The organism is Ruegeria sp. AM7 (genome assembly GCF_056535965.1).
In genome coordinates, this window is sequence record NZ_JBQFJE010000001.1 from 304,251 (window position 1) to 324,326 (window position 20,076).

Genomic DNA, 20,076 nt, shown 5'->3' on the forward strand with positions numbered 1-20,076 from the left:
CCTAAACCAAAGCCGTGCCGATCATGCCGTTGCGGGTGACACGATCAGCCAGTTCCGCAGCGGAAAGCCCCTCGGTCCTGTCGAGGCGGCGTGGCAGAACCAGATAGCGGATCTCGGCCGTGCTGTCCCAAACCTTGATCTGCACCTCATCGGGCAGGCTGACACCAAATTCCGCCAGAACCGCACGAGGTTCACGCACCACACGCGACCGGTAGGCGGGGCTTTTGTACCATGTGGGCGGCAGGCCCAAAACCGGCCACGGATAGCACGAACACAAGGTGCAAACGATGACATTGTGCACAGCATCGGTGTTTTCGACCACCCGGATATGTTCGCCCTGAAAGCCGCTGAACCCCATCGCGTTGATCGCGGCGGTTCCGTCGCGCAGCAGCCAGTCTTTGTATTCTGGGTCTGTCCACGCCCGCGCCACAACAGCCGCGCCATTGCGCGGGCCGGTTTCGCGCTCATAATATTCAACGATACTGTCCAGCGTTTCGGGTTTGACCAAGCCTTTGGCCACCATCAACTCTTCCAGCGCACGCACGCGCAGAGCGGGGCCTTCTTCCAACGGGTCGTGATCATGGGGCATGGCTCGGTTACTCCATCGCGCCTAAAATACGAGCCAGGTTCGAGAACCGCGCGATCAGGGCGAAGATCACAATGTTGATCACCATGAAGATCACCGCAATCGACGCAATGACCGGCGTGTAGCCATAGCGCAGGGCGTTGAAAATCTTAATCGGCAGCGTCTCGACCGAAAAGCCCACGGTCATCAGTGCGATAATGTATTCATTCAGGCTGAGGACAAAGCAGAATGCAAACCCGGCAAAGGCAAAAGGGGCCGCAATCGGCAAGATCACCGTGCGAAACACCACCGCGTTTGATGCGCCCATGGTCTGGCTGGCCTCGATCAGCGCGTGATCGACGCTTTCCAATCCCAGCGAGATCGTGACCAAAGGCAGCGCGAGCAGGAAAACCGCATGAGCAATGATGACGTTGATCATCAGCCCGTTCAGACCGATCCCGGTGAAAAACAACAGGAAAGCCAGCGCCATGATGACGGGCGGCAGGATAAACGGTGCCACCCCAAGCGCCAGTAGCGCCTTGGCATAGCGCAGCCCATAGCGCCACGCGAAATAGGCCACCGGCATCGCGATCAGAACCGACAGGCTGGCCGAGGCGAAGGCGATGAAGACCGAGTTTTTCAGCGCCGTGAACCAATCATTCGCCACGAAAACCTCGGCATACCAGCGGAAGGAAAAGCCGCGCGGCGGGAAGGCCAGGAACTTTTTGGCGTTGAAAGAAACGGCCGCAATCACAAGGATCGGCCCGATCAGATACAGCGCGAACAGCGCCAGATAGATACTGCGCAGTGCCCTCATGTCTTTTTCCCCGAGAATTTCGTGACCAGCCAGATGACCGTGGCGCTTAGGGTCAGCAGCACCACCGCCAGCGCTGAGGCAAAGGGCATATTGAAATTGAATATAGCCTGATCCGTGATCAGCACTGACAGCGTCCAGTGTTCGGGCTTGCCCAGAACCTGCGGCACAATGATGGCCCCCAGCGTCAGCACAAATACCGTCACCCCGCCCGAGATGATCGCAGGCCGCGTAACGGGAATGATCACCGTGAAAAACGTCCGCAAAGGCGAGGCCCCCAACGTGCGCGATGCCTCGATCAGGCTTCTGTCCAACCGGCTGAGGGCCGGAAACAACAGCAGAACCGAAAACGGCACGGTCAGATAGACCAGCGCGGCTACCACAGCGCCCGCCGAGGGGGTCATGGCAAAGCTTTTCTCGATCACCCCGATCCAGACAAGTATGTTGGCCACGCCTGCGGTGCGGGACAGCAGAATTTGCCAGCTGAAAGCGATCAGCACTTCGGACAGTGACAGCTGCGCCAGAATGTAGATCAACCAAAAGGTCTGCGAGCGCGGAGGGAACGTGGTCAGGAAATAGGTGAAGGGATACGCTATCAGCAGGCTCAGCACCGCGATCAGCGCGCACAGACCTGCCGAGAACAGCGCCCGTTCGATGTAGAACCACGTCAGAAATCGTTCAAAATGCTGCAGGTCAAAACTGGTGGCATAGCCGCCATCATCGGTTGGTGTGGATACACTGGTCAGCAGGATCAGGACGAAGGGGATCACAAAAAACGCCCCGATCATCACCGAGGATGGGATCAGGCCGATATAGCGGGAAAGCGCGCTTGTCTGCATCCTCTCCCTCCTACACCGCCAGAACGCTGCAGGCCGCAGCGGGCATTTCTACATGGACCTGATCGCCCACTTTAACATTGGGCCAGTCCTTTGGCGTCAGGACCGAGATCACCTCATGCCCGGCGCAATCCACCAAAATCTCGATCGTGGCCCCGATATCGCGCACGAATGTCACCGTGCCCGTGACCGAATTGGCCACATCCACGTCCGAGGGATGATGCACAAACACCTCTTCCGGGCGGGTCATCAGCAATACCTCATCGCCCTTGGTGAAGGTTCCAGTGTTGCCGCCCACCATCAGATCGGCCCCGTTAACATGCACGCTGTCAGGCCCCGACATTTTGGCGGGCAACAGGTTGCTGGTGCCAATGAACCCGGCCACGAATTTGTCGACCGGGGTCTTGTAGATCTCCATCGGGGTGCCGGTTTGTAGCACCTGCGCCTTGCCCATGACCACGATCTGATCGGCCATCGTCATCGCCTCGGTCTGGTCGTGGGTGACGACGACGGTGGTGATCCCAAGCTCTTGCTGCAGCTTGCGCAGCTCAATCTGCATGACCTCGCGCAGATTGGCATCCAACGCCGACATCGGCTCATCCAGCAGAAACACCTGTGGGTTCAGCGCCAAGGCCCGCGCGATCGCCACGCGCTGACGCTGACCGCCCGACAGCTGCGAGATCTTGCGGTCCTCAAGCCCTGGCAGGTGCACCATATCCAGCAGCTGCCGCGCGCGATCCTCGCATTCCGACCGGGAATGTCCCCGAATGCGCATCGCATAGCTGATGTTTTCGCCCACATTCAGATGCGGAAACAGCGCAAAGGACTGAAACACCATACCAATATTGCGCTGATGCACAGGCACTCCGGTCAGGTCCTGATCCTCGAACCGGATCGTGCCTTGCGTGGGTTCGTCCAGCCCGGCGATCATCCGCAGCAGAGTGGTCTTGCCACAACCAGACGGGCCCAGAAAACAGATCATCTCGCCTGTATTGAACTGAAGGTTCACATCTTTGACGGCCGTCACAGTGCCGAATTTCTTGGTGACGTTTTCGATGCTTAAACCGGGCATTGGGGTCTTTTCTTTCAACAAGGGAAGCGGCCCGCCCCACCTGCGCGGGGCGGGCCAGTGTCGTGAGTGGTGTTAGCCCGCGATCATCTGGTTCCAGGTGTCGGAAATCCAGTTCGCGTGATCCTTGTAAATGTCATAGCGCGGCACGATCGGGGCCTTGGGGCTGCTGACGGCCGCCAGTTCTTCTTCGGTCAAATCGGTCAGCGCGGGGTCGACGACCGGCGCGGTGCCCACGTTGCGCGACAACAGGGCCTGCGTTTCAGCTGCCGAGATGAAGTTGATGAACTCGTGAATCTCATCCACCGGCTGGGCGTGTTCGGGCACGATCCAATAGCCCGAGTCCACAACCGCGCCTTCTTTCGGGAAGGTCGAGACCACCGGGAACCCTTCGGCAGCGGCAAGACCCGCCACATCGTGATAATATTGGCCCATCGGAATCTCACCATCCTGCAACGCCTGCTGGAACGCGCCTTCGTCCTTGTACCAAAGCCGCACATTGGGAACGAGTTCGGACAGCTTATCGAACACCTGCTGGATACCGTCCTTGGTGTCCAGAATATCCGTACCACCAAAGAAAGTGGCCGCCGTCACTTCGAGCATATGCGAGTTCGACGCGAGTCCCAGCAGACCGATCTGATCCTTGTAGGTCTCATCCCACAGCGCGGCCCAACTATCCGGCGCGTCAGGGATTTCGTCTGAATTGGTGCACAGAGTGATGTACCACGACACCGCGCCGACGCCGTATAGAGTACCGTCGTCATAGCGGTCCTTAAACCGGTCAGGCATGTTGGACAGGTTCGGAATCTTGGAATCGTCCAGAGCCTTGAACACGTTCTGATCCGCCCCGTGGCTGCGCGGAATACCCGCCATCAGCGACACATCCGCCGGGGCGGTCTTGGCGCGGGCAGCGTTCTTGATCTGCACCAGCCATGTCTCGCCGGTAGGAACGGCGACCGAGTTCACTTCGATCCCGGTGGCCTTGGTGAATTCGGGGAAGATGAACTGCTTGAAGCTGTCTTCAAAGAACCCACCATAGGTTCCAACCTTGAGCGGCTGCGCCGCCTGAACGATGGCTGGCGCGGCCAGTGTGGCAGCCCCAGTTGCGGCGGCGGTACCTAGAAATCGGCGACGAGAAAAAGTGGTTGGCATTGTGATCTCCTGTTGGTTTTGTTCAGTTGGTCCGGTTTTTGGGTAGGACGCAAAGCATTTCATAGGCCAGATTGGCCCCGATCAGCGCAGTACAGCCGCTGACATCATATTGCGGCGAGACCTCGACCAGATCTGCGCCGACAAGGTTCAGCCCTGCACAACCGCGCACGATTTCGAGCGCCTGAATATTGGTCAGCCCGCCCATTTCGACCGTCCCGGTTCCGGGCGCGTAGGCCGGGTCCAGACTGTCGATATCAAAGGTCAGGTAGGTCGGCACATCTCCGATCCGTGCACGGATATCCTGCATCAGGGGGGTCAGAGATTTGTGCCAGCACTCCTCGGCCTGAATGACAGTAAAGCCTTGATTGCGGCCCCAGTCAAAATCATCGGGCGCGTAACCCGTCCCCCGCAGGCCGATCTGGAACACCTTGTCATTCTGCAACAGCCCATCTTCGACCGCACGGCGGAACGGAGTGCCATGGGCGATCTTTTCGCCAAACATTTCGTCATTCGTGTCCGAATGCGCATCCACATGGATCAAGGCCACCGGACCGTGTTTGCGGGCGATCGCGCGCAGCACCGGATAGGTCAGCGTGTGATCACCGCCCAGTGTGATCGGAACTACATCGTGGCTGAGTATCTCATCATAGGCCTCGGTGATGATGTCCATGGTTTTCTTCAGATCAAACGTGTTGATCGCCACATCGCCAATATCGGCAACCTGCATGTTAGCAAAAGGTGCCGCGCCCGTGGCCATGTTGAAGGGCCGCAACATGCAGCTTTCGGCCCGGATCGCACGTGGCCCGTGACGCGTGCCCGTCCGGTTCGAGGTGCCGATATCCATCGGAATGCCCACGAAACAAGCGTCCAGCCCGGCGGCGGTTGCCTGCGCGGGCAAGCGCATCATTGTCGTGCCGCCTCCGAAACGGGGCATGTCGTTGCCACCCAAAGGCTGGTTGTAACGCGGCTCGGTCGTGTCTGGCATTATGGTTCCTGCGGCTGAGGTCATACGAAAGTCCTTTTGACCCTAATTGGCTCGGTTGGGCCAAAAAATAGCGATGCGCAAACCCTTACATTGTCATTTAACAATGTATTCCCCCTCATACATTTGTTGAAGGGTCTGGATGAACAGTCCGTTTACTTTGGGTACCGCTCCGGACCGTGTGACGATCTGCATGGGGCAAGAATAATCACGGCTGCTGTTGGGCAAGCGCCGCAACCGCCCCTGCTTTTCCCAACCCGAGGCCAGATGCAGCGGCAACAACCCGATATATGCCCCACTGAGGATCAGGATCAGCTGCGCTTCGATTTCTTGCGCAAAAAGGTCTCGGTCCGAGGAATGCTGAGTCTTTTGCCTTTGCTGGTTCCAATACCCGCGATGGACCCAAGCGTGCAGGGCAATGGCATCATCACCAAGGGCGTGTTCCGGAACCACAAACAACGGATGAGTGTCCGAACAATAGAGCGCATGATGTTCGCGGTACAGGTCCGTTAGACTTAAGCCATTACTTACATTGTCAAAACTACCAAATCCGATATGGTAGGTACCGTCCAGTACACCTTGCTGAATATCTTGCGGTTCGGAAATCACAAGGTCGATACGCACGGCCGGGGCGGCCTCGGTGAACTGTTTGATCGCTTGGGGTAGTTTGAACGCCTCATCGGTTGTGGTGGCATCCACAACAGCTAGTTTCAGCCGCCCAACCAGATTGCCTTTTAACTCGGCCAGATGCGTCGAATGCTGATCCAGCGAGTCCATCAGCGCCAGACCGATCTGATGCACCATCTGTCCTTTTTCAGTCAGCAAAAACCCGCGCCGCCCGCGCTGGCACAGACGTACGCCCAAACGTTCCTCAAGCGCGGTTATGTGGTTCGAGATCGTGGGCTGGCTGAGGCCCAGCTCAACCTGCGCCGCCGAGAAGCCACGGTTGCGTACAACACTGTCGAAAACGGCCAATAGATGGATGTCTGAACCCGTGATTTTCATCCTTGCATTGAGCCAGAGAAATGTATCGTTTTGCAACGCACTATTTGCAAAATCGGGCGCGCTGAATACGGTCACGACCGCGGGCGCTGAAAATTTGATCGAACTGCGCCGGAACATAGGAACGTGTGCCATGAAGATCGCCGCATTTCAGATGCAAGCCGGAGGCAGCACCGAGGATCGGTTAGCCCAAATCGAACAAGCCCTGCACGATTCGGATTCCGATCTGCTGGTTGCGCCCGAACTGGCCATCACCGGATACGGGCGCGGTGCAGTTCTGCGCGATCTGGCGCAACCAAAAGATGGACCATGGGTTCAACAGTTGACGCAGGTAGTGCGTGACAGCGGCGTCAGCCTGGTTGCCGGTTTCCCCGAGGCCGATGGCGACGCCCGCTATATCAGCGCCTTGATCATCGACCGTGATGACCCTGATAGTCCGCTGATCTATCGCAAGAACTGTCTGTATGGCCCCTATGAAAAAGGTATCTTCCAGACGCCCGAGCGGTCTTTGGTGATGACCACAATGGCCGGTCTGACCCTTGGCTTTCTGATCTGCTACGATATCGAATTTCCTGAAAACGTGCGTCGGTTAGCGCATGCAGGGGCACAGGTTATCATTGTGCCGACCGCAATGGCCAAAGGCCCAGCCGGAGCGTTCATCACGCAACAGGTTGTGCCGGTACGCGCCTTCGAAAATCAGGTCTTTGTCGTTTATGCCAACCACGCGGGCTCTGACGAAAGCTATGCCTATCAGGGCATGTCCTCGATCGTGGCCCCGGACGGTCAGCAGTTGGGTTTTGCGGGGGAAGGCGGGCAGGTGATCTCGGCTTCGATTGATCCAGATGCCTATGCCCAATCGCGCGACGAGAACCCCTATTTGTCGGACGCCGTGACACTGAACCTTACCCACCCTTAGTCGAAAGCCGCGCGCATGACCTCTTCGCTTGCGATCGTGAATGCCGATCTGCGCACGATGGAGCCCGGTGGCCCTCGGCAGCAGGCGATATTCGTGTCGGGGGATCGGGTCGCAGCGGTTGGTTCAACGGAAGAGATCAAGGCATTATGTACCGTCGACACTCGGGTCCTCGACGCCGAGGGCGCAACGGTTCTGCCGGGCTTTGTCGAAAGCCATATGCATCTGTTTTTCGGCGCCTATTCCCTGAAGGTATTACGGCTTGAGACGATCACCGGCACTGCAGGCCTGACCCGCGCCATTCGGGAGTTTGCCGCACAAAACCCTGATGACAGCCTGCTTGTGGCACAGGGTCTGGCCTATGCGAGTTTTGACGGTGGCCAAAACCCAGACCGGCATATTCTTGACGCGATATACCCCGATCGCCCGCTGTTGCTGCAAAGCGCGGATTTTCACAACGGCTGGGCAAATACCGCAGCGCTACAGGCTGCAAATGTTTTGTGGGGGCGCGATCTGGGACCGGGTTCGCATATTGAATTGGACGCGGACGGGATCGCCACTGGCACGCTGATTGAGCCTCCGGCCGTTGCCACGATACAGGCGCTTGGCCGCCATGGTGGGCGCGAGGTTCTGGGGCTGGAGGGGGTCGAACCGGCCCAAGAAGTGACGCAAGCTCAGCGCGAGGCCGACAAGGCATTGATGCGCGAAGGGCTGAAATACTGCGCCCAGCACGGTATCACGACGATCATCAATATGGACGGCAACCTGTACCAGGCCAGTCTTCTGCAAGAGATCGAGGCCGAAGGCGATCTATGTTGCCGGCTTGAGCTGCCCTATCACTTCACGCCCGGCGAACCCGTCGAAAACATTGAAATAGCCGAGCAGATGCGGCGTAAGCTGGACAGCCCGATGCTGTGGTGCAACCGGGTCAAGTTTTTCATGGACGGTACGCTGGACGTGCACACCGGATACCGGCTGCGGGATTACCCCGACACACCCGGCCACAAAAGCGCGCCGCTGCATGACCCGGCCCAATTTGCCGATCTGGCGGTGGAACTGGACAAGCGCGGGTTCCAAATCGCGGTTCATGCCATTGGGGATGGGGCCGTGCGCGTGGTGTTGGACGGTTATGAGGCCGCCCACTCTGCCAACGGCCCACAGGGTAATCGGCACCGGGTGGAACATATTGAATTGCTCGACCCTGCAGACCGGCCCCGCTTTGCCGCGCTTGATGTGGTCGCCTCGTTCATGCCGCCGCATCCGCCGGGATGCGGGGATTTCCCGCTAGAGCCTCTGGCCTCGATCATCGGCTGGGACCAATGGCCTGACGCCTATGTGTGGCGGACGCTCAAAGAGGCGGGTGCGCGGGTCTGTTTCTCAAGCGATTGGCCGATTGCCGCCCTGCCACCTTTGACCGGGATCGACATCGCCCTGACCCGGCAGGTCTGGGACGCCGATCAAAAGGACGAGCGACTGAGTTTTGAAGATACCCTAGCCGCCTATACCAGCGAAGGGGCATATGCCTGCCGCCGCGATGATCAGTTCGGGCGTCTGGCCCCCGGCATGCTAGCTGATATCGTAGTTCTGGACCGGGTGCTGACGGATGACAACGCACGCGAAACCACCGTTGAGGCTACGATCTGCAACGGGGTCGTGACCTACATGGCAAAAAACTGAAAGCCTTACGCCGTCGACGCGTTCTTTCCATCCAACCACGCGCGAATGATTTCGCGGTGGCGGTCTCGGCCATAGCTGGGGAAGTGACCCCCATGCACGGTTTCCACCGGCAAATCATACAAGCGCACCATCGAGCGGTAGTAGTCCTGGGCATTGCTGTGATAGGTGTCTTCGATCAACTCGCCATCATAGACAATATCGCCCGAGAACAGGATGCCTGTCGCGGCCTCCCACAAAGCAATTCCGCCCGGCGAATGACCCGGCGTGTGGATCACCTCGAAATGCCTGTCCCCAAGATCGACGATATCGCCATCGTCCAACAGTCGCGTCGCCTGCGCACCGCTGACCGCATATGTGTCGGATCGGTAGGGCAATGGCGGCAGGCAGTCGAAAATCTCATCCGTCACGTAGGGGTCGGCCAGCGTCGCCACGCGCGTCGGGTTGGCCAAAATATCGGCCTCGGCCCTGTGGACCGCGCGGTCCTCGAACTCATGATGACAGCCGATATGGTCGAAATGGGTGTGGCTTGCGACCGCCGTCAACGCACGTTCGGTCACCAGAGGCACCCATGTCCGCAGCGACACAACGCCCATGCCGCTGTCGACCAGCATATCGCGGTCGCGTCCACGTACATGCCACATGTTGCAGCGATAGAAAGGCGTGATGAAAGGCTCATCGATCAGGGTAACGTCTTCACCTTTGCGGGTGGTGCGGTACCAATCCTGCGGTTGCGCGCGCTGCATCAGGGGGTCTCCGGTTCGAACAGGCGAAAATTCTCGACATCTGCGGATAACGATACCACATCGCCCTGCGCCCAGTGGCGGTCGGGGGCCAGATAGGCCGTCAGGCTCAGGTCAGGGGCACAGGCCGGCGACAGATGCGCCCGGCAATAGGTTCCGAAAAACGCCGCCGCCGTCACCGTAGCCTGCCCCATCGGGAACGAGCCTTGATCGTCGGCGCGGATATCCTCGGGGCGTAGGCAGATTGCGGCTTTGGTCGAGGCCGGGGCGTTCAGGGTTGGCAAAAGTCCAAACGGCGTTTCAACACCCGCCCCGGATTTCACACCTGAAATGTGGTTATTTTCGCCCATGAAATCCGCCGTGAACAGGGTTGCCGGATAGCGGTAGACCCGGTCCGGGGTACCGTGATCTTCGATCCGGCCCCGGCTCATAACCACGATCCGGTCGGCAATCGCCATGGCTTCCTCCTGATCATGGGTAACATGGACAAAAGTTGTGCCGATCTGTTGCTGAATGCTTTTCAACTCGTCCTGCATGGATCGCCGCAGCTTGAGGTCCAGCGCGCCCAACGGTTCGTCAAGCAGCAGAACGTCCGGATTGACCGCCAGCGCCCGCGCTAGGGCGACGCGCTGTCGCTGCCCACCGGACAGCGCATGAGGACGTTTGAGCGCCGCATCCTTCAGGCCAACCAGATCCAGCATCTGTTCGGCGCGTGCGTGGCGGTCTTTCCGACCCATACCGCTCATACGCAGGCCAAAGCCCACATTGTCGCGCAGGGACATGTGCGGGAACAGGGCATAATCCTGAAACACCGTGGTCGTGGGACGTTTGACCGGCGCTACGCGGGTCATGTCCTGACCGCCGATCAGCACACGGCCCTGGGTAGGCTCCAGAAAGCCACCAAGGATCGACAAAAGAGTGGTCTTACCGCAGCCGGACGGGCCCAGCAGAGTCACGTATTCACCGGCCTCGATCTGCAGGTCGATCCCGGACAGCGCCTGAAACTGACCGAACCAGTGATTGAGACCCGAAAACGTGACAGACGCGGTCATTGGCGGCCTTTCCGAAAGATGGTGAGTTCCAGCAGCAAGACAACGGCCACTGATATGAGGAAGACAAAGCTGCCGATTGCGTTCAGTTGCGGCGAAAGGCCCGATCTGAGCAGAGACCAGATCTCAACCGGTAGGGTTACATCAAAGCGGGTCAGCAGGAAGGCGATGATGAACTCATCCCAGCTTAACGTGACCGACAGGAAGAAGGCCGCCGCAATCGAGGGCAGCAACATCGGTACTGTTATCAACGCGATCACCTTGGACTCGGACGCGCCCAGATCGCGGGCGGCGCGCTCGGCGTTTTGCTGTTGCGCTCCCATCGAGGCATAGATGATGGCGAAAGCCAGCGGCAGGTTGATAACCACGTGGCCAATGGCCGCCGTCCACAGAGAAACGCCAAAGCCCGAGCGCGTCAGAACGATCAGCAGGCCCAGCCCGACGATCAGGTAGCTGACCGTCAGGGGTGCGATCAGCAGCCCTCGGATCAGGGCCGATCCCGGCAGAACGTGCCGCGCAAGCCCGTATGCCGCCAGAAACCCAAGCGCCACGGCAACCGCAGACGACCCGAACGCGACAAGGATCGAATTGCGCAGCGCCGCCATCAAATCCTCGTCCCCCAGAATAGTCTGGTACCATTGCAGGGACGGCCCGTTGAACGGTGGTACTGGCAGCGATCCTTCCTGAAACGAGAACAGGACCAGCACGCCCACCGGAAGGTAGATAAATACAAAAGCGGCGATCAGGTAGGCCCAGGGCAGAAAGCGCATCATAGCCGGTCAAGCCTTAACCAGCGGGCGGACAGCAAATAGGCCAGCGCGACGATGCTCATCAAGACAATGGCCAGCGCCGAAGCCAGCGGGAAATCCGCACGCCGTCCCAGTTGCACCATGATGACCTGTGGCACGGTCAATTCGGTATTGCCGCCCAGAATCTGCGGCGTGACGTAGTCGCCGATACATAGGACAAAAGTCAGGAACGCCCCCGTGACGATACCCGGCAAGGTCAGCGGTAGGATCACGTGCCGGAAGGTTTGAAACGCGTTGGCGCCAAGGTCCATTGCCGCCCGGCGATAGTTCGGGGACAGCTGGATCAGGTTGGCATAGATCGTCAGGGTCAGAAGCATGACAAAGAAATGCACAAAGCCCGTCACCGTCGCAAAGCGCGTATTTGCCAGTGTGATCGGCTCGGCGATGGCTCCGATCCACATCAGCGTTTCGTTCACCACACCCTCACGCGCCAGTACCAGCAGCCACGCATAGGATCGCACCACATAAGATGTCCAGAACGGCAGGATCGCCAGCAGCAAGGCCAAGCGCTGCCAGCGTGGCGACACCCGAAACGCAATGATCCAGGCCAGCGGATAAGCCAGCAAGACCGAGATCACCGTCACCGTCAGTGTGATTTCCAGCGAAACCAGGATCGCCCGCCATAGATATTTCTTTTCAAGCAGCTTGGCGTAGTTGGCCAGTGACAGATCCCAAACAAGCGTTCGCCCTTCAAGCGAAGCAAGGCTCATCGCGCCCATCACAACGAAAGGCACGATGAAAAAGGCGATGGTCCACACCAGGGCCGGGGTTACAAAGCCCCAGCCGCGCACCTGGTCCTTGGATATGTTCACTGCTGCAGAGTTTCCAGCCACAGATCCTGCATTTCGATGTCCAGATCTGCATCCGGTGCAGGGTAAAGCTGTGTCAGCGCCAGATAGTCAGGCTGCTGATCCCAGCGCAGGATGTCTTTTTGTGCGTCGGTCAGAACGTCTCCGGCCTTGGCATTTGCGGGCATTCCCCAAAAGCACGAAGATGTCGCCAGACGGGCCTGCCCTTCGGGGCTGGTGATGTATTTGATGAACTCGACCGCCAGATCGGGATTACTGGCCCCCTCGACCACACCGATGGATTGCGCCCAGCGAACCGCGCCCTCCTTGGGGATGGTCCATGTCAGTTCCGGCTGTTCCGAGGCGAGCACGGCCGTCAGCCACTCACCCCCACCCACAACGATATCTACTTCGCCTGTCGCCAGTGCCGTTTGCGCCGCAACCACCCCCGCGACCGAGGCAGCTCGGCTTCGCATGGTTGAAAGGACACCATCGATCTTTGCCAGATCTCCCGCGCCAATTGCGTCCGTTGCAATGCCTTCGGCAATGGCGGCCAGCCCCATCACGGGCAGGTAGTAGTCATAGATCGAAATCCGCCCGTCGTATTTCTCGGACCAGACAGTGCTCAGGCTTTCCATATCTGCGGGATCGACCTTGGCCGAGTTGTACGAGATCGTATTGTAGCCAAATTTCTCGGTCACGGCATAGGTCACGCCGTCAATGGTGTTGTTTTCGGCCATGACAACTTCGGGGAAGTAATCCGCAGTCGAGATCGCGCCCTCGGGCAGCGGGGCCAGAACACCAGCCTCAACAGCGCGAAACACATCGATCCCGTCGACCACAAGTACGTCCCAGTCGCCGGGTCTAGATTGCTCGAGCAACGCAAGTGCCGCCCCCGTTCCCTCGTATTCCCGCAGATTGACCTTGACGTTGTGCTTCGCCTCAAACGGAGCGATCAGTTCGGGATCGGTATGGTCGCACCACACCAGAGCATTCAGTTCGCCTTCGGCCCAGGCCGTACCAGCCATCAGGGCCAGCGCCGACGCACCAAGGATTTTACGTCCAATTTGCATTCGTTTCATCTCCTGTTGATTTCGGTTTGCCCTGTTTTTTTCCGGGTCTGTCACAAAAAACTTGAACAGCCTCACCTTTGTAGTCAACTCTAAACTTAGATTTATGCCAAACGAGGTCGTTTTTCCAAATGGCAGGATTAAGAGAGCGGCAAAAGGCGGCGCGCGAGCGGCGCATCCTGGAAGCTGCGTCTGCGAAATTCCGGTCACACGGGTATCGGTCCGTGAAAATCGAAGATCTGGCTGAGATGGCCGAGGTCTCGGTCGGCACTGTTTACAACTACTATGAAACCAAAGGGGACATCCTGATCGCCACGGTCGCCATGGAGGTCGAAGAGGTCATCACAGCGGGCGCGCCGATCCTGGCAAACCCGCCTTTACGCGTCGAGGACGCGATCCTAGGGCTGATTTACCAGTATTACGACCACTCCCTCGAATATCTCTCGAAAGAGATGTGGCGTGCGGCGATCGCGCATTCAATCGAGCACCCCAATACGCCAAGCGGTCGGCGCTACGCAGAGCAGGATCGCCGCCTCGCGGCACAAGTGACCGAGCTGATCGCCGCCCTGCAAGACCGGGGCCAAGTGCGCCAAAGCCTTGTTACGTCAGACTTGGGTACGCTGATCTTCAATGCCCTGAATCAGGCTTTCGTCGAGTTCATCAAGAATGACGATATGACACTCGCGCAACTCAGAGATCAGATCGCAGCGCAAATCCTACCAATCGCTCATTTGATTGCGGTAAATTCAGATTAGTCGGGCAATGCAATCGCGGCTCGTCTTTGATGAATCTCGGCTCTAGTCACGTGCAAACCCTGAATATCCTGAAAACTCTTGTTGCCGCGTTGCAAACGTAGCAACATCGCAAGCAAGGATTGCAATAGTATTGAGGGATATCACATGGCTGGCAAATTTGAGATTTACAAAGACAAGGCTGGAGAGTTCAGGTTTCGGCTGAAAGCCGGAAACGGTGAGATCATTCTGGCCAGCGAAGGCTATGTCCAGAAAGCAAGCGCCGAGAACGGTATTTCATCCGTCAAGACAAACGCACCGAGCGACGAAAGATTCGAACGCAAGGAAACCAAATCCGGTGGCCATATGTTCAATCTGAAAGCCAGCAATGGTCAGGTAATCGGCACAAGCGAAAGCTACACAACCACCTCTGCACGCGACAACGGGATCGAATCCGTTAAACGAAATGCACCTGACGCACGGGTTGAGGATTTAACCTAAATCAACTGCGACCCGCAGACGTCGGCCGGGCTGGTTATTACCCCAACCAGCTGGCGAAGCACAGCTGACTAGAGCTTTCGGGAACGACCGAGCTAGATACAAATGAGGGCTTCATCAAAATCCCGACCAACGCGTACAAATGACGAAGGCCGCAGCTACCTGCGGCCTTTCTTCTTGTTTTTCCAGAACGGCGGCACATCACCGGCCATGATGCAGCCGTAGGGGTCGATATAATCCTCGATCTCGGCCAGATCATAGGATTTGATCTGCGCCACAACGCTGTCCGCGCTTTTATAGCTGGACGGCAGTTCCGAGGCATCCACACCGCCGGCATGGAAGCGAATATCCAGACCTTCGGTTTCCGCCTTCAACATCTCATCCGGCGTAACGGACCCCATCCGGCGCTTATGTTCGGAACGCGAAAAATTCCGCCCCGCCCCATGTGGGCTGAAGCCCAGACCATGACCCGCATCTTTGCCGCGCACGACCAGAACCGGCTCGGACATGTTCAGCGGGATCAGAGTCAGCCCGGTCGCATCGGCGGCATAATCACCCCACGCTGGGGTTGCGCCCTTGCCGTGATAGAACAGATCGCCCCGCTTGAAGACGAAGTTGTGTTCGTTCCAATACCGGTCCCCGACATCGCCCACACGCGCGACCTCAACCGTTGCTTGATGGATCGCGTTGTGGTTGGCTTTGGTCCATTTGCGGATCAGTTGCAGGGCATCCCAATAGTCGCGCCCCTCCTGCGTGTCAGCCGGAATCCAGGCGTTTTGCTTCGGCGTACCCGGCGACAGCTCCTTGCGGAAGCGATGCGCGACGGCCATGCCGTTCTTATACAGAACTGCCCCCGGCCCGCGCGAGCCGTGATGGGTCACAATCGCCGTCCGCCCGGTTTTGCGTGACCTGCCGACAAACAGGAAATGGTTCCCGTCGCCTTGCGTCCCCATATGCTCCTGCGCCATGCGCAGCGATTTCGGGTTGTCCAAAAACGGATTTTCACGGAACGCATCCAGCAGTTTCAGCGAGGTTGTGAAGCGCTTGCCCTGCGGCCGACCGCCCGGACCGAAATGGGTCACTGACTGCGCCGCATCCAGCACGGCCTTTGGGTCAGCATTCCCCAGATCGGTGATCATAACCGAGCAGCAAATGTCGGCCGAGTGCATCCCCGGATGGATCGCATTGCGCGCCGCGGCGACGCCGCCAACCGGGATCGTGCCGATCGGACCGGCCGGACAAGCATCGGGCATGATCGCCCCGGCCTCAATCGTCGGGGTCCGCATCAGCGCGGTCATCGTTTCGCGGACTTTGTCGACATTGTCTTCCTCATCCGGGGCACTGGCGTCGATATTCTCGTGAAACTGCACCTCGCCGGGCCCGCGCAGATCCATTGTTGGTGGGATCGGAGGGATCTCGCCCTCCAGCTCCTGCCGGATGCGCACCAGGCCAAAGCCTTCGGCGCGCATCTCATTCGCGCGCGCCAGCAGTGCGGGGAATTGCTTGCCCGGGCGATGCCCCCAGTCTTTCAGGTGTTCGCCCGTTACGGGATCAAATGTGTTTTCCATCATCATATTCACTCAAATTCAGGCCCCGGCGACAAGTGGGGAAGAAACAGTTCGGGAGGCCCGCCCCGCATCTGAATGGGCAGATGCGTTTGCCATATGGGCGCCGGCACGGAGGGGAGTTGAACCCGCTCGACCTGTCCCTGAGGTGCCATGTAGTTCCTTCGGCATTCGCCGGGGGTGTCCTTTCGTTTTGGGTCTCGACGACAAGAGTTTGGTGAAACGCCCTGCTCTACCCGACTGAGCTACCGTCCGTCCCCGTGGGGCTCGGACGAGCGGGATTCGAACCCGCGACCTGGAGAGTCGAAATCTGTAGTTCCACCGGCATTCGCCGAGATACGTCCTTTTGTTCGGGTCAGGCAGACAAGGGGTGGTGAGACAGCGCCCGCAACGGGCGCGGATCGGTAACAGCGATGTAGTCCCACCGGCATTCTGCCTGATGTTGTTCTGATGGCCGGGGCGGCGCACCGCCCGAGCCTTGTTTATACGTCGATCTTTTCGATCTCAGCGACCCAATGATCCGGGCCGGTTTGACCGCTGGCAAAAGCCGCGATCTGGTCAAAGACCGCATCCGAGAACCCGCCGACATTCAACACATCGGCACGCGTCTGCGCCTGCGTGGTCCCGTATGGGGCAATGTCGATGCAGACCAGCTTGGCCTTCGGGTTGCGACGCTTGATCACCTCCCACTCCTTCAACATCGCTGTGGCCTGACCACCAGCGCGGGCATCCACCCACGACTGGTTGTCAGACACAAACACCACCAGATCCGGTGCGCGACCACGCTTGTTCAGCCAGGCCAGCGGCGCGGAACAGTTCGTCCCACCTCCGGCCAGTGCGGCCAGACGCTCGGCATTGGTCAGGATCGTGTCGCGCGGTTCCAGACGCACATCACGCACGTCGAAATCGAACGGCAACACCTGACACCCGCGGTTCACCCGTTGGAAGGACGCCGCCACCAGCGCCGCCACATCCACGTGCCGCACGGCCGAGGTCGCCCCCGGACGATACCCGGTCACGGACCACGTCATCGAGCCCGACACGTCCGGGCACACAACCACCTGCCCCGCAACCTGCGGCACATTCTGCGCGGCGATCTCCATCGCGTCGTGCAGCGCGTCCACGATCGGGCGCGGCATATCCGGCACCACGTTTTGCGCGGCCACCATCAACTGGTACGGAAAGGCCCGTGCCTTGGCGATGGCTTTTGGGTCGCGCAGCAAAGCAGCCACGTGATCCACGTTGCGGGCCACGTCGAAAACGCCGTGACGCTGGAATGTGTTCAGGTTCTGCCGCACCATCTGCCACGAGCCCTTGCGCGCAATCCGCGCCCATTGGACCTGCGTCAGCTCCAGTTGCGTCAGCATCTGGAACGGTACGTCCGGCAGCGGACCCGTGCCCGTTTCCCGAAACGCGATCCAATCCCTCAGGGCCTGCGGCAGCCATGCCAGATTGCACGGCCGCCCGACGATCCAGGCAAACAGCGCCTCCCGCTCGGCCGAGGCCGGTTTCGGGTGCACCATCTTGATCACGTCCGCCAAAGACGGGTCATTCCCGATATTGGCATTCAGCAGCGCCCGGTCAGACGCTGTGTTCAACCAGGTCTGCACCATCGCTTTCGGTGCCGACCCCAGAGACTTGCGTCCCGTTTGACCCGACCGGATAACTTGCACGAACGTGCGCAGCATCTTGCCGTTATCAACCACGCGAGTGAAAGCCGCCCGAAACAGAACCGGATCACGCCGGGCCAGAACAGCCATTAAGACAGCAGGCATGTCCTTCATATATCCCGACTGACGGGCATAGATCGCAGCCTGCGCCAGGTACTTTGGCTCAACGGTTTCAGCCACATCCAGAACGTATTCCAGTTCTTCTTGCGGCGACTGATAAAACATGCCCCCGAAAGTCCCGGTCACGGCGACCTGTGCCAGAGCATGGGCATCGGAATACGCATAAGCCGGAGCGCCATGAGCGTTCACTGCAGTTGCCTTTGGCAGCAACCGGCCCTTCAACGATGCAAACACGGATTTGTTCGCCATTTCCTTATCCTCATTGGTTTGTGAGGATGTTTTGGCACGGAACGGCTCGCGACAAGAAAAGAAACTAAAAACGTGGTATCTTGTTGTTTTTAATTGATATTCCTGACTATTGATGAAATTCACAACCAGAGATACGATAAAACAAGATCGTAAGATATAAATTTAGATAGACCATGAAAAACGTTGTCATTGGATTCCTAGGAACGCAGCTGGACATGGGCAAGAAGCGGCGCTGGAAACCGACGCCCAGCTTGACCATCCATGACCACTTCAACGTCGATCGGCTTGAGTTGCTGCACGACCACAAGTTCAATCGCCTCGCCCATCAGATAAAACGCGAGATCGAAGAGCTGTCACCCCAAACCGAAGTTCTGTTGCATCGTATGGACCTGGCCGATCCTTGGGATTTTCAGGAGGTCTACGGCAAGCTTTTCGACTTTGCCCGCGCCTATGGGTTCGACGAAGATCGCGAGCAGTATCACGTCCATCTGACCACCGGCACCCACGTGGCACAAATCTGTTGGTTTTTGCTTACTGAAAGTCGCCACATCCCCGCGCGACTGATCCAGACAGGGCCACCCGGACCGGATGACGCCATCCCTAAGTTCGACATCATTGACCTTGACCTCAGCAGGTACAACGCCCTGCAGCAGCGCTTCGACCAATTGTCCCGCGAGTACAGCGACCAATTGAAGGGCGGAATTGAAACGCGCAATCCGCGATATAACGCACTGATTGACCGGATAGAGCTGATCGCCAGCAACTCGAACGAACCCATCCTGTTGCTAGGAGAAACCGGCACGGGAAAGACAGAACTGGCCCAGCGGATTTACAACCTCAAATTGGATCGGCGGCGGGTCAAGGGCCGGATGGTTCACGTCAATTGCGCCACATTGAATGGCCCCGATGCCATGGCAACACTGTTTGGGCAGCGGCGCAGCTTTACGGGTCAGGCAGGCACAGAACGAAGCGGGCTATTGCGTGAAGCGGATGGGGGTGTTCTGTTTCTGGATGAGATTGACGAACTCGGATGGAACGAACAATCCATCCTGTTGCATGCGATTGAAACGGGGCGGTTCTATCCCTTGGGCTCGGACCACGAGGTGTCCACCCGGTTTCAGGTCATAGCAGGTGCAAGCCGAGATCTGCGAGTTTTATCCGCCGAGGGCGCTTTTCGCTCTGACCTGCTGGCTCGTCTGAATATGTGGAGCTTCACGTTGCCTGCGTTGCGCGACCGCCGCGAAGATGTCGAGGCCAATCTTGCTTTCGAACTGGGGCGGGCTGAACGGTCAATGGGTACTCAGGTCGGCTTCAATGTCGACGCACGCGACGCTTTCGTCCGGTTCGCCACCAACCCCGCGACTCCGTGGCCGGGAAACTTCCGCGATTTTAGCAGTTCAGTGAAACGGTTGTGCACCCTAGCGCCCAGAGGGCGCATTACGCGTTCCATGGTGACCGAGGAAATCCGGACCCTGCAATCTGACTGGCGCGCCTCGGCGCAGGATGCCGAGTTTGCATTGGTCCGAGATCTTCTGGGGCCGGCGGTCGACGATATCGATCCGTTTGATCTGGCCCAACTGGCCAAGGTAATTCAAACATGCCGAAACTCGCCTAGCCTCAGCGCGGCAGGCCGCACACTATTTGCCGTATCCCGTCAAAGGAGGACAACCCAAAACGACGCAGATCGTTTACGCAAATACCTGCAAAAGTTCGGTTTGGAATGGGACGCATTATCGGCGTGAATGACAGGCGTGCCGGTGACACTTTTATTCCTGAA

The 20,076-nt window shown here is 58.5% G+C and carries 19 protein-coding genes; 5 read left to right on the plus strand and 14 right to left on the minus strand.

Annotated features, from left to right (window positions below):
* Position 1: 1 nt before the first annotated feature.
* The 7 genes from nthA to ACR3EG_RS01345 form a co-directional block, all read right to left on the minus strand.
* Positions 2–589, minus strand: coding sequence for a nitrile hydratase subunit alpha (nthA, locus tag ACR3EG_RS01315; RefSeq protein ID WP_480482225.1), 588 nt, complete (start codon positions 587–589; stop codon positions 2–4).
* Positions 590–596: 7 nt separating this feature from the next.
* Positions 597–1,382 (minus strand): ABC transporter permease, encoded by a 786-nt coding sequence (locus ACR3EG_RS01320; protein WP_480482227.1) that lies wholly within the window; start codon positions 1,380–1,382, stop codon positions 597–599.
* Positions 1,379–2,218: an ABC transporter permease gene (locus ACR3EG_RS01325; RefSeq protein ID WP_480482229.1), complete on the minus strand. Its 840-nt coding sequence runs from the start codon at positions 2,216–2,218 to the stop codon at positions 1,379–1,381. Before ACR3EG_RS01325 ends, ACR3EG_RS01320 begins: the two co-directional genes overlap by 4 nt.
* A 10-nt stretch (positions 2,219–2,228) precedes the next feature.
* Positions 2,229–3,287 carry an ABC transporter ATP-binding protein gene (locus tag ACR3EG_RS01330; protein WP_480482231.1) on the minus strand — a complete coding sequence of 353 codons (1,059 nt, stop codon included), beginning with the start codon at positions 3,285–3,287 and terminating at the stop codon, positions 2,229–2,231.
* Positions 3,288–3,359: 72 nt separating this feature from the next.
* Positions 3,360–4,436, minus strand: coding sequence for an ABC transporter substrate-binding protein (locus ACR3EG_RS01335; protein ID WP_480482233.1), 1,077 nt, complete (start codon positions 4,434–4,436; stop codon positions 3,360–3,362).
* Positions 4,437–4,458: 22 nt separating this feature from the next.
* A complete protein-coding gene (gene speB, locus ACR3EG_RS01340; RefSeq protein ID WP_480482235.1) occupies positions 4,459–5,421 on the minus strand; it encodes an agmatinase in 963 nt (320 codons plus the stop codon).
* 93 nt (positions 5,422–5,514) lie between these two features.
* Positions 5,515–6,423, minus strand: a complete 909-nt coding sequence (locus tag ACR3EG_RS01345) for a LysR family transcriptional regulator (protein WP_480482237.1) — start codon at positions 6,421–6,423, stop codon at positions 5,515–5,517.
* Between the two features lie 130 nt (positions 6,424–6,553).
* Between ACR3EG_RS01345 and ACR3EG_RS01350 the strand changes: the two genes are divergently transcribed.
* Positions 6,554–7,336: a carbon-nitrogen hydrolase family protein gene (locus tag ACR3EG_RS01350; protein WP_480482239.1), complete on the plus strand. Its 783-nt coding sequence runs from the start codon at positions 6,554–6,556 to the stop codon at positions 7,334–7,336.
* Positions 7,337–7,351: 15 nt separating this feature from the next.
* Positions 7,352–9,010, plus strand: a complete 1,659-nt coding sequence (locus ACR3EG_RS01355) for an amidohydrolase (protein WP_480482241.1) — start codon at positions 7,352–7,354, stop codon at positions 9,008–9,010.
* A gap of 5 nt (positions 9,011–9,015) precedes the next feature.
* Here the strand turns inward: ACR3EG_RS01355 and ACR3EG_RS01360 are convergent, their stop codons facing one another.
* From ACR3EG_RS01360 to ACR3EG_RS01380, 5 genes are read right to left on the minus strand one after another with little or no spacing between them, the layout of a single operon-like run.
* Complete coding sequence (locus ACR3EG_RS01360; protein WP_170356356.1) at positions 9,016–9,753, minus strand: MBL fold metallo-hydrolase; 738 nt, start codon at positions 9,751–9,753, stop codon at positions 9,016–9,018.
* Positions 9,753–10,802 (minus strand): ABC transporter ATP-binding protein, encoded by a 1,050-nt coding sequence (locus ACR3EG_RS01365; RefSeq protein WP_480482243.1) that lies wholly within the window; start codon positions 10,800–10,802, stop codon positions 9,753–9,755. Before ACR3EG_RS01365 ends, ACR3EG_RS01360 begins: the two co-directional genes overlap by 1 nt.
* On the minus strand, positions 10,799–11,572 hold the full coding sequence (locus tag ACR3EG_RS01370) for an ABC transporter permease (RefSeq protein WP_480482245.1): 774 nt from the start codon (positions 11,570–11,572) through the stop codon (positions 10,799–10,801). Before ACR3EG_RS01370 ends, ACR3EG_RS01365 begins: the two co-directional genes overlap by 4 nt.
* Positions 11,569–12,420 (minus strand): ABC transporter permease, encoded by an 852-nt coding sequence (locus ACR3EG_RS01375; RefSeq protein ID WP_480482246.1) that lies wholly within the window; start codon positions 12,418–12,420, stop codon positions 11,569–11,571. The genes ACR3EG_RS01370 and ACR3EG_RS01375 overlap by 4 nt, the downstream gene beginning before the upstream one ends.
* Complete coding sequence (locus tag ACR3EG_RS01380) at positions 12,417–13,469, minus strand: extracellular solute-binding protein (RefSeq protein ID WP_480482248.1); 1,053 nt, start codon at positions 13,467–13,469, stop codon at positions 12,417–12,419. Before ACR3EG_RS01380 ends, ACR3EG_RS01375 begins: the two co-directional genes overlap by 4 nt.
* Before the next feature lie 128 nt (positions 13,470–13,597).
* Between ACR3EG_RS01380 and ACR3EG_RS01385 the strand changes: the two genes are divergently transcribed.
* Together ACR3EG_RS01385 and ACR3EG_RS01390 are read left to right on the plus strand one after the other, a co-directional pair.
* Entirely contained in the window at positions 13,598–14,221 is a 624-nt protein-coding gene (locus tag ACR3EG_RS01385; protein ID WP_480482250.1) for a TetR/AcrR family transcriptional regulator, read from the plus strand.
* Between the two features lie 144 nt (positions 14,222–14,365).
* Positions 14,366–14,698 (plus strand): YegP family protein, encoded by a 333-nt coding sequence (locus ACR3EG_RS01390; RefSeq protein WP_170356350.1) that lies wholly within the window; start codon positions 14,366–14,368, stop codon positions 14,696–14,698.
* A 155-nt stretch (positions 14,699–14,853) separates the two neighbouring features.
* Here the strand turns inward: ACR3EG_RS01390 and ACR3EG_RS01395 are convergent, their stop codons facing one another.
* Positions 14,854–16,263: an RtcB family protein gene (locus ACR3EG_RS01395; RefSeq protein ID WP_480482252.1), complete on the minus strand. Its 1,410-nt coding sequence runs from the start codon at positions 16,261–16,263 to the stop codon at positions 14,854–14,856.
* 479 nt (positions 16,264–16,742) lie between these two features.
* Positions 16,743–18,299 carry a vWA domain-containing protein gene (locus tag ACR3EG_RS01400; RefSeq protein WP_480482254.1) on the minus strand — a complete coding sequence of 519 codons (1,557 nt, stop codon included), beginning with the start codon at positions 18,297–18,299 and terminating at the stop codon, positions 16,743–16,745.
* A gap of 173 nt (positions 18,300–18,472) precedes the next feature.
* On the opposite strand from ACR3EG_RS01400, the gene rtcR reads away from it, so the two are divergent.
* Complete coding sequence (gene rtcR, locus ACR3EG_RS01405; RefSeq protein WP_480482256.1) at positions 18,473–20,041, plus strand: RNA repair transcriptional activator RtcR; 1,569 nt, start codon at positions 18,473–18,475, stop codon at positions 20,039–20,041.
* Positions 20,042–20,076: the final 35 nt, after the last annotated feature.

Bases quoted from the DNA above. Each gene is read 5' to 3' on its own strand.
- nthA (WP_480482225.1), bottom strand. From the start codon at position 589: ATGCCCCATGATCACGACCCGTTGGAAGAAGGCCCCGCTCTGCGCGTG.
- ACR3EG_RS01320 (WP_480482227.1), bottom strand. From the start codon at position 1,382: ATGAGGGCACTGCGCAGTATCTATCTGGCGCTGTTCGCGCTGTATCTG.
- ACR3EG_RS01325 (WP_480482229.1), bottom strand. From the start codon at position 2,218: ATGCAGACAAGCGCGCTTTCCCGCTATATCGGCCTGATCCCATCCTCG.
- ACR3EG_RS01330 (WP_480482231.1), bottom strand. From the start codon at position 3,287: ATGCCCGGTTTAAGCATCGAAAACGTCACCAAGAAATTCGGCACTGTG.
- ACR3EG_RS01335 (WP_480482233.1), bottom strand. From the start codon at position 4,436: ATGCCAACCACTTTTTCTCGTCGCCGATTTCTAGGTACCGCCGCCGCA.
- speB (WP_480482235.1), bottom strand. From the start codon at position 5,421: ATGCCAGACACGACCGAGCCGCGTTACAACCAGCCTTTGGGTGGCAAC.
- ACR3EG_RS01345 (WP_480482237.1), bottom strand. From the start codon at position 6,423: ATGAAAATCACGGGTTCAGACATCCATCTATTGGCCGTTTTCGACAGT.
- ACR3EG_RS01350 (WP_480482239.1), top strand. From the start codon at position 6,554: ATGAAGATCGCCGCATTTCAGATGCAAGCCGGAGGCAGCACCGAGGAT.
- ACR3EG_RS01355 (WP_480482241.1), top strand. From the start codon at position 7,352: ATGACCTCTTCGCTTGCGATCGTGAATGCCGATCTGCGCACGATGGAG.
- ACR3EG_RS01360 (WP_170356356.1), bottom strand. From the start codon at position 9,753: ATGCAGCGCGCGCAACCGCAGGATTGGTACCGCACCACCCGCAAAGGT.
- ACR3EG_RS01365 (WP_480482243.1), bottom strand. From the start codon at position 10,802: ATGACCGCGTCTGTCACGTTTTCGGGTCTCAATCACTGGTTCGGTCAG.
- ACR3EG_RS01370 (WP_480482245.1), bottom strand. From the start codon at position 11,572: ATGATGCGCTTTCTGCCCTGGGCCTACCTGATCGCCGCTTTTGTATTT.
- ACR3EG_RS01380 (WP_480482248.1), bottom strand. From the start codon at position 13,469: ATGCAAATTGGACGTAAAATCCTTGGTGCGTCGGCGCTGGCCCTGATG.
- ACR3EG_RS01385 (WP_480482250.1), top strand. From the start codon at position 13,598: ATGGCAGGATTAAGAGAGCGGCAAAAGGCGGCGCGCGAGCGGCGCATC.
- ACR3EG_RS01390 (WP_170356350.1), top strand. From the start codon at position 14,366: ATGGCTGGCAAATTTGAGATTTACAAAGACAAGGCTGGAGAGTTCAGG.
- ACR3EG_RS01395 (WP_480482252.1), bottom strand. From the start codon at position 16,263: ATGGAAAACACATTTGATCCCGTAACGGGCGAACACCTGAAAGACTGG.
- ACR3EG_RS01400 (WP_480482254.1), bottom strand. From the start codon at position 18,299: ATGGCGAACAAATCCGTGTTTGCATCGTTGAAGGGCCGGTTGCTGCCA.
- rtcR (WP_480482256.1), top strand. From the start codon at position 18,473: ATGAAAAACGTTGTCATTGGATTCCTAGGAACGCAGCTGGACATGGGC.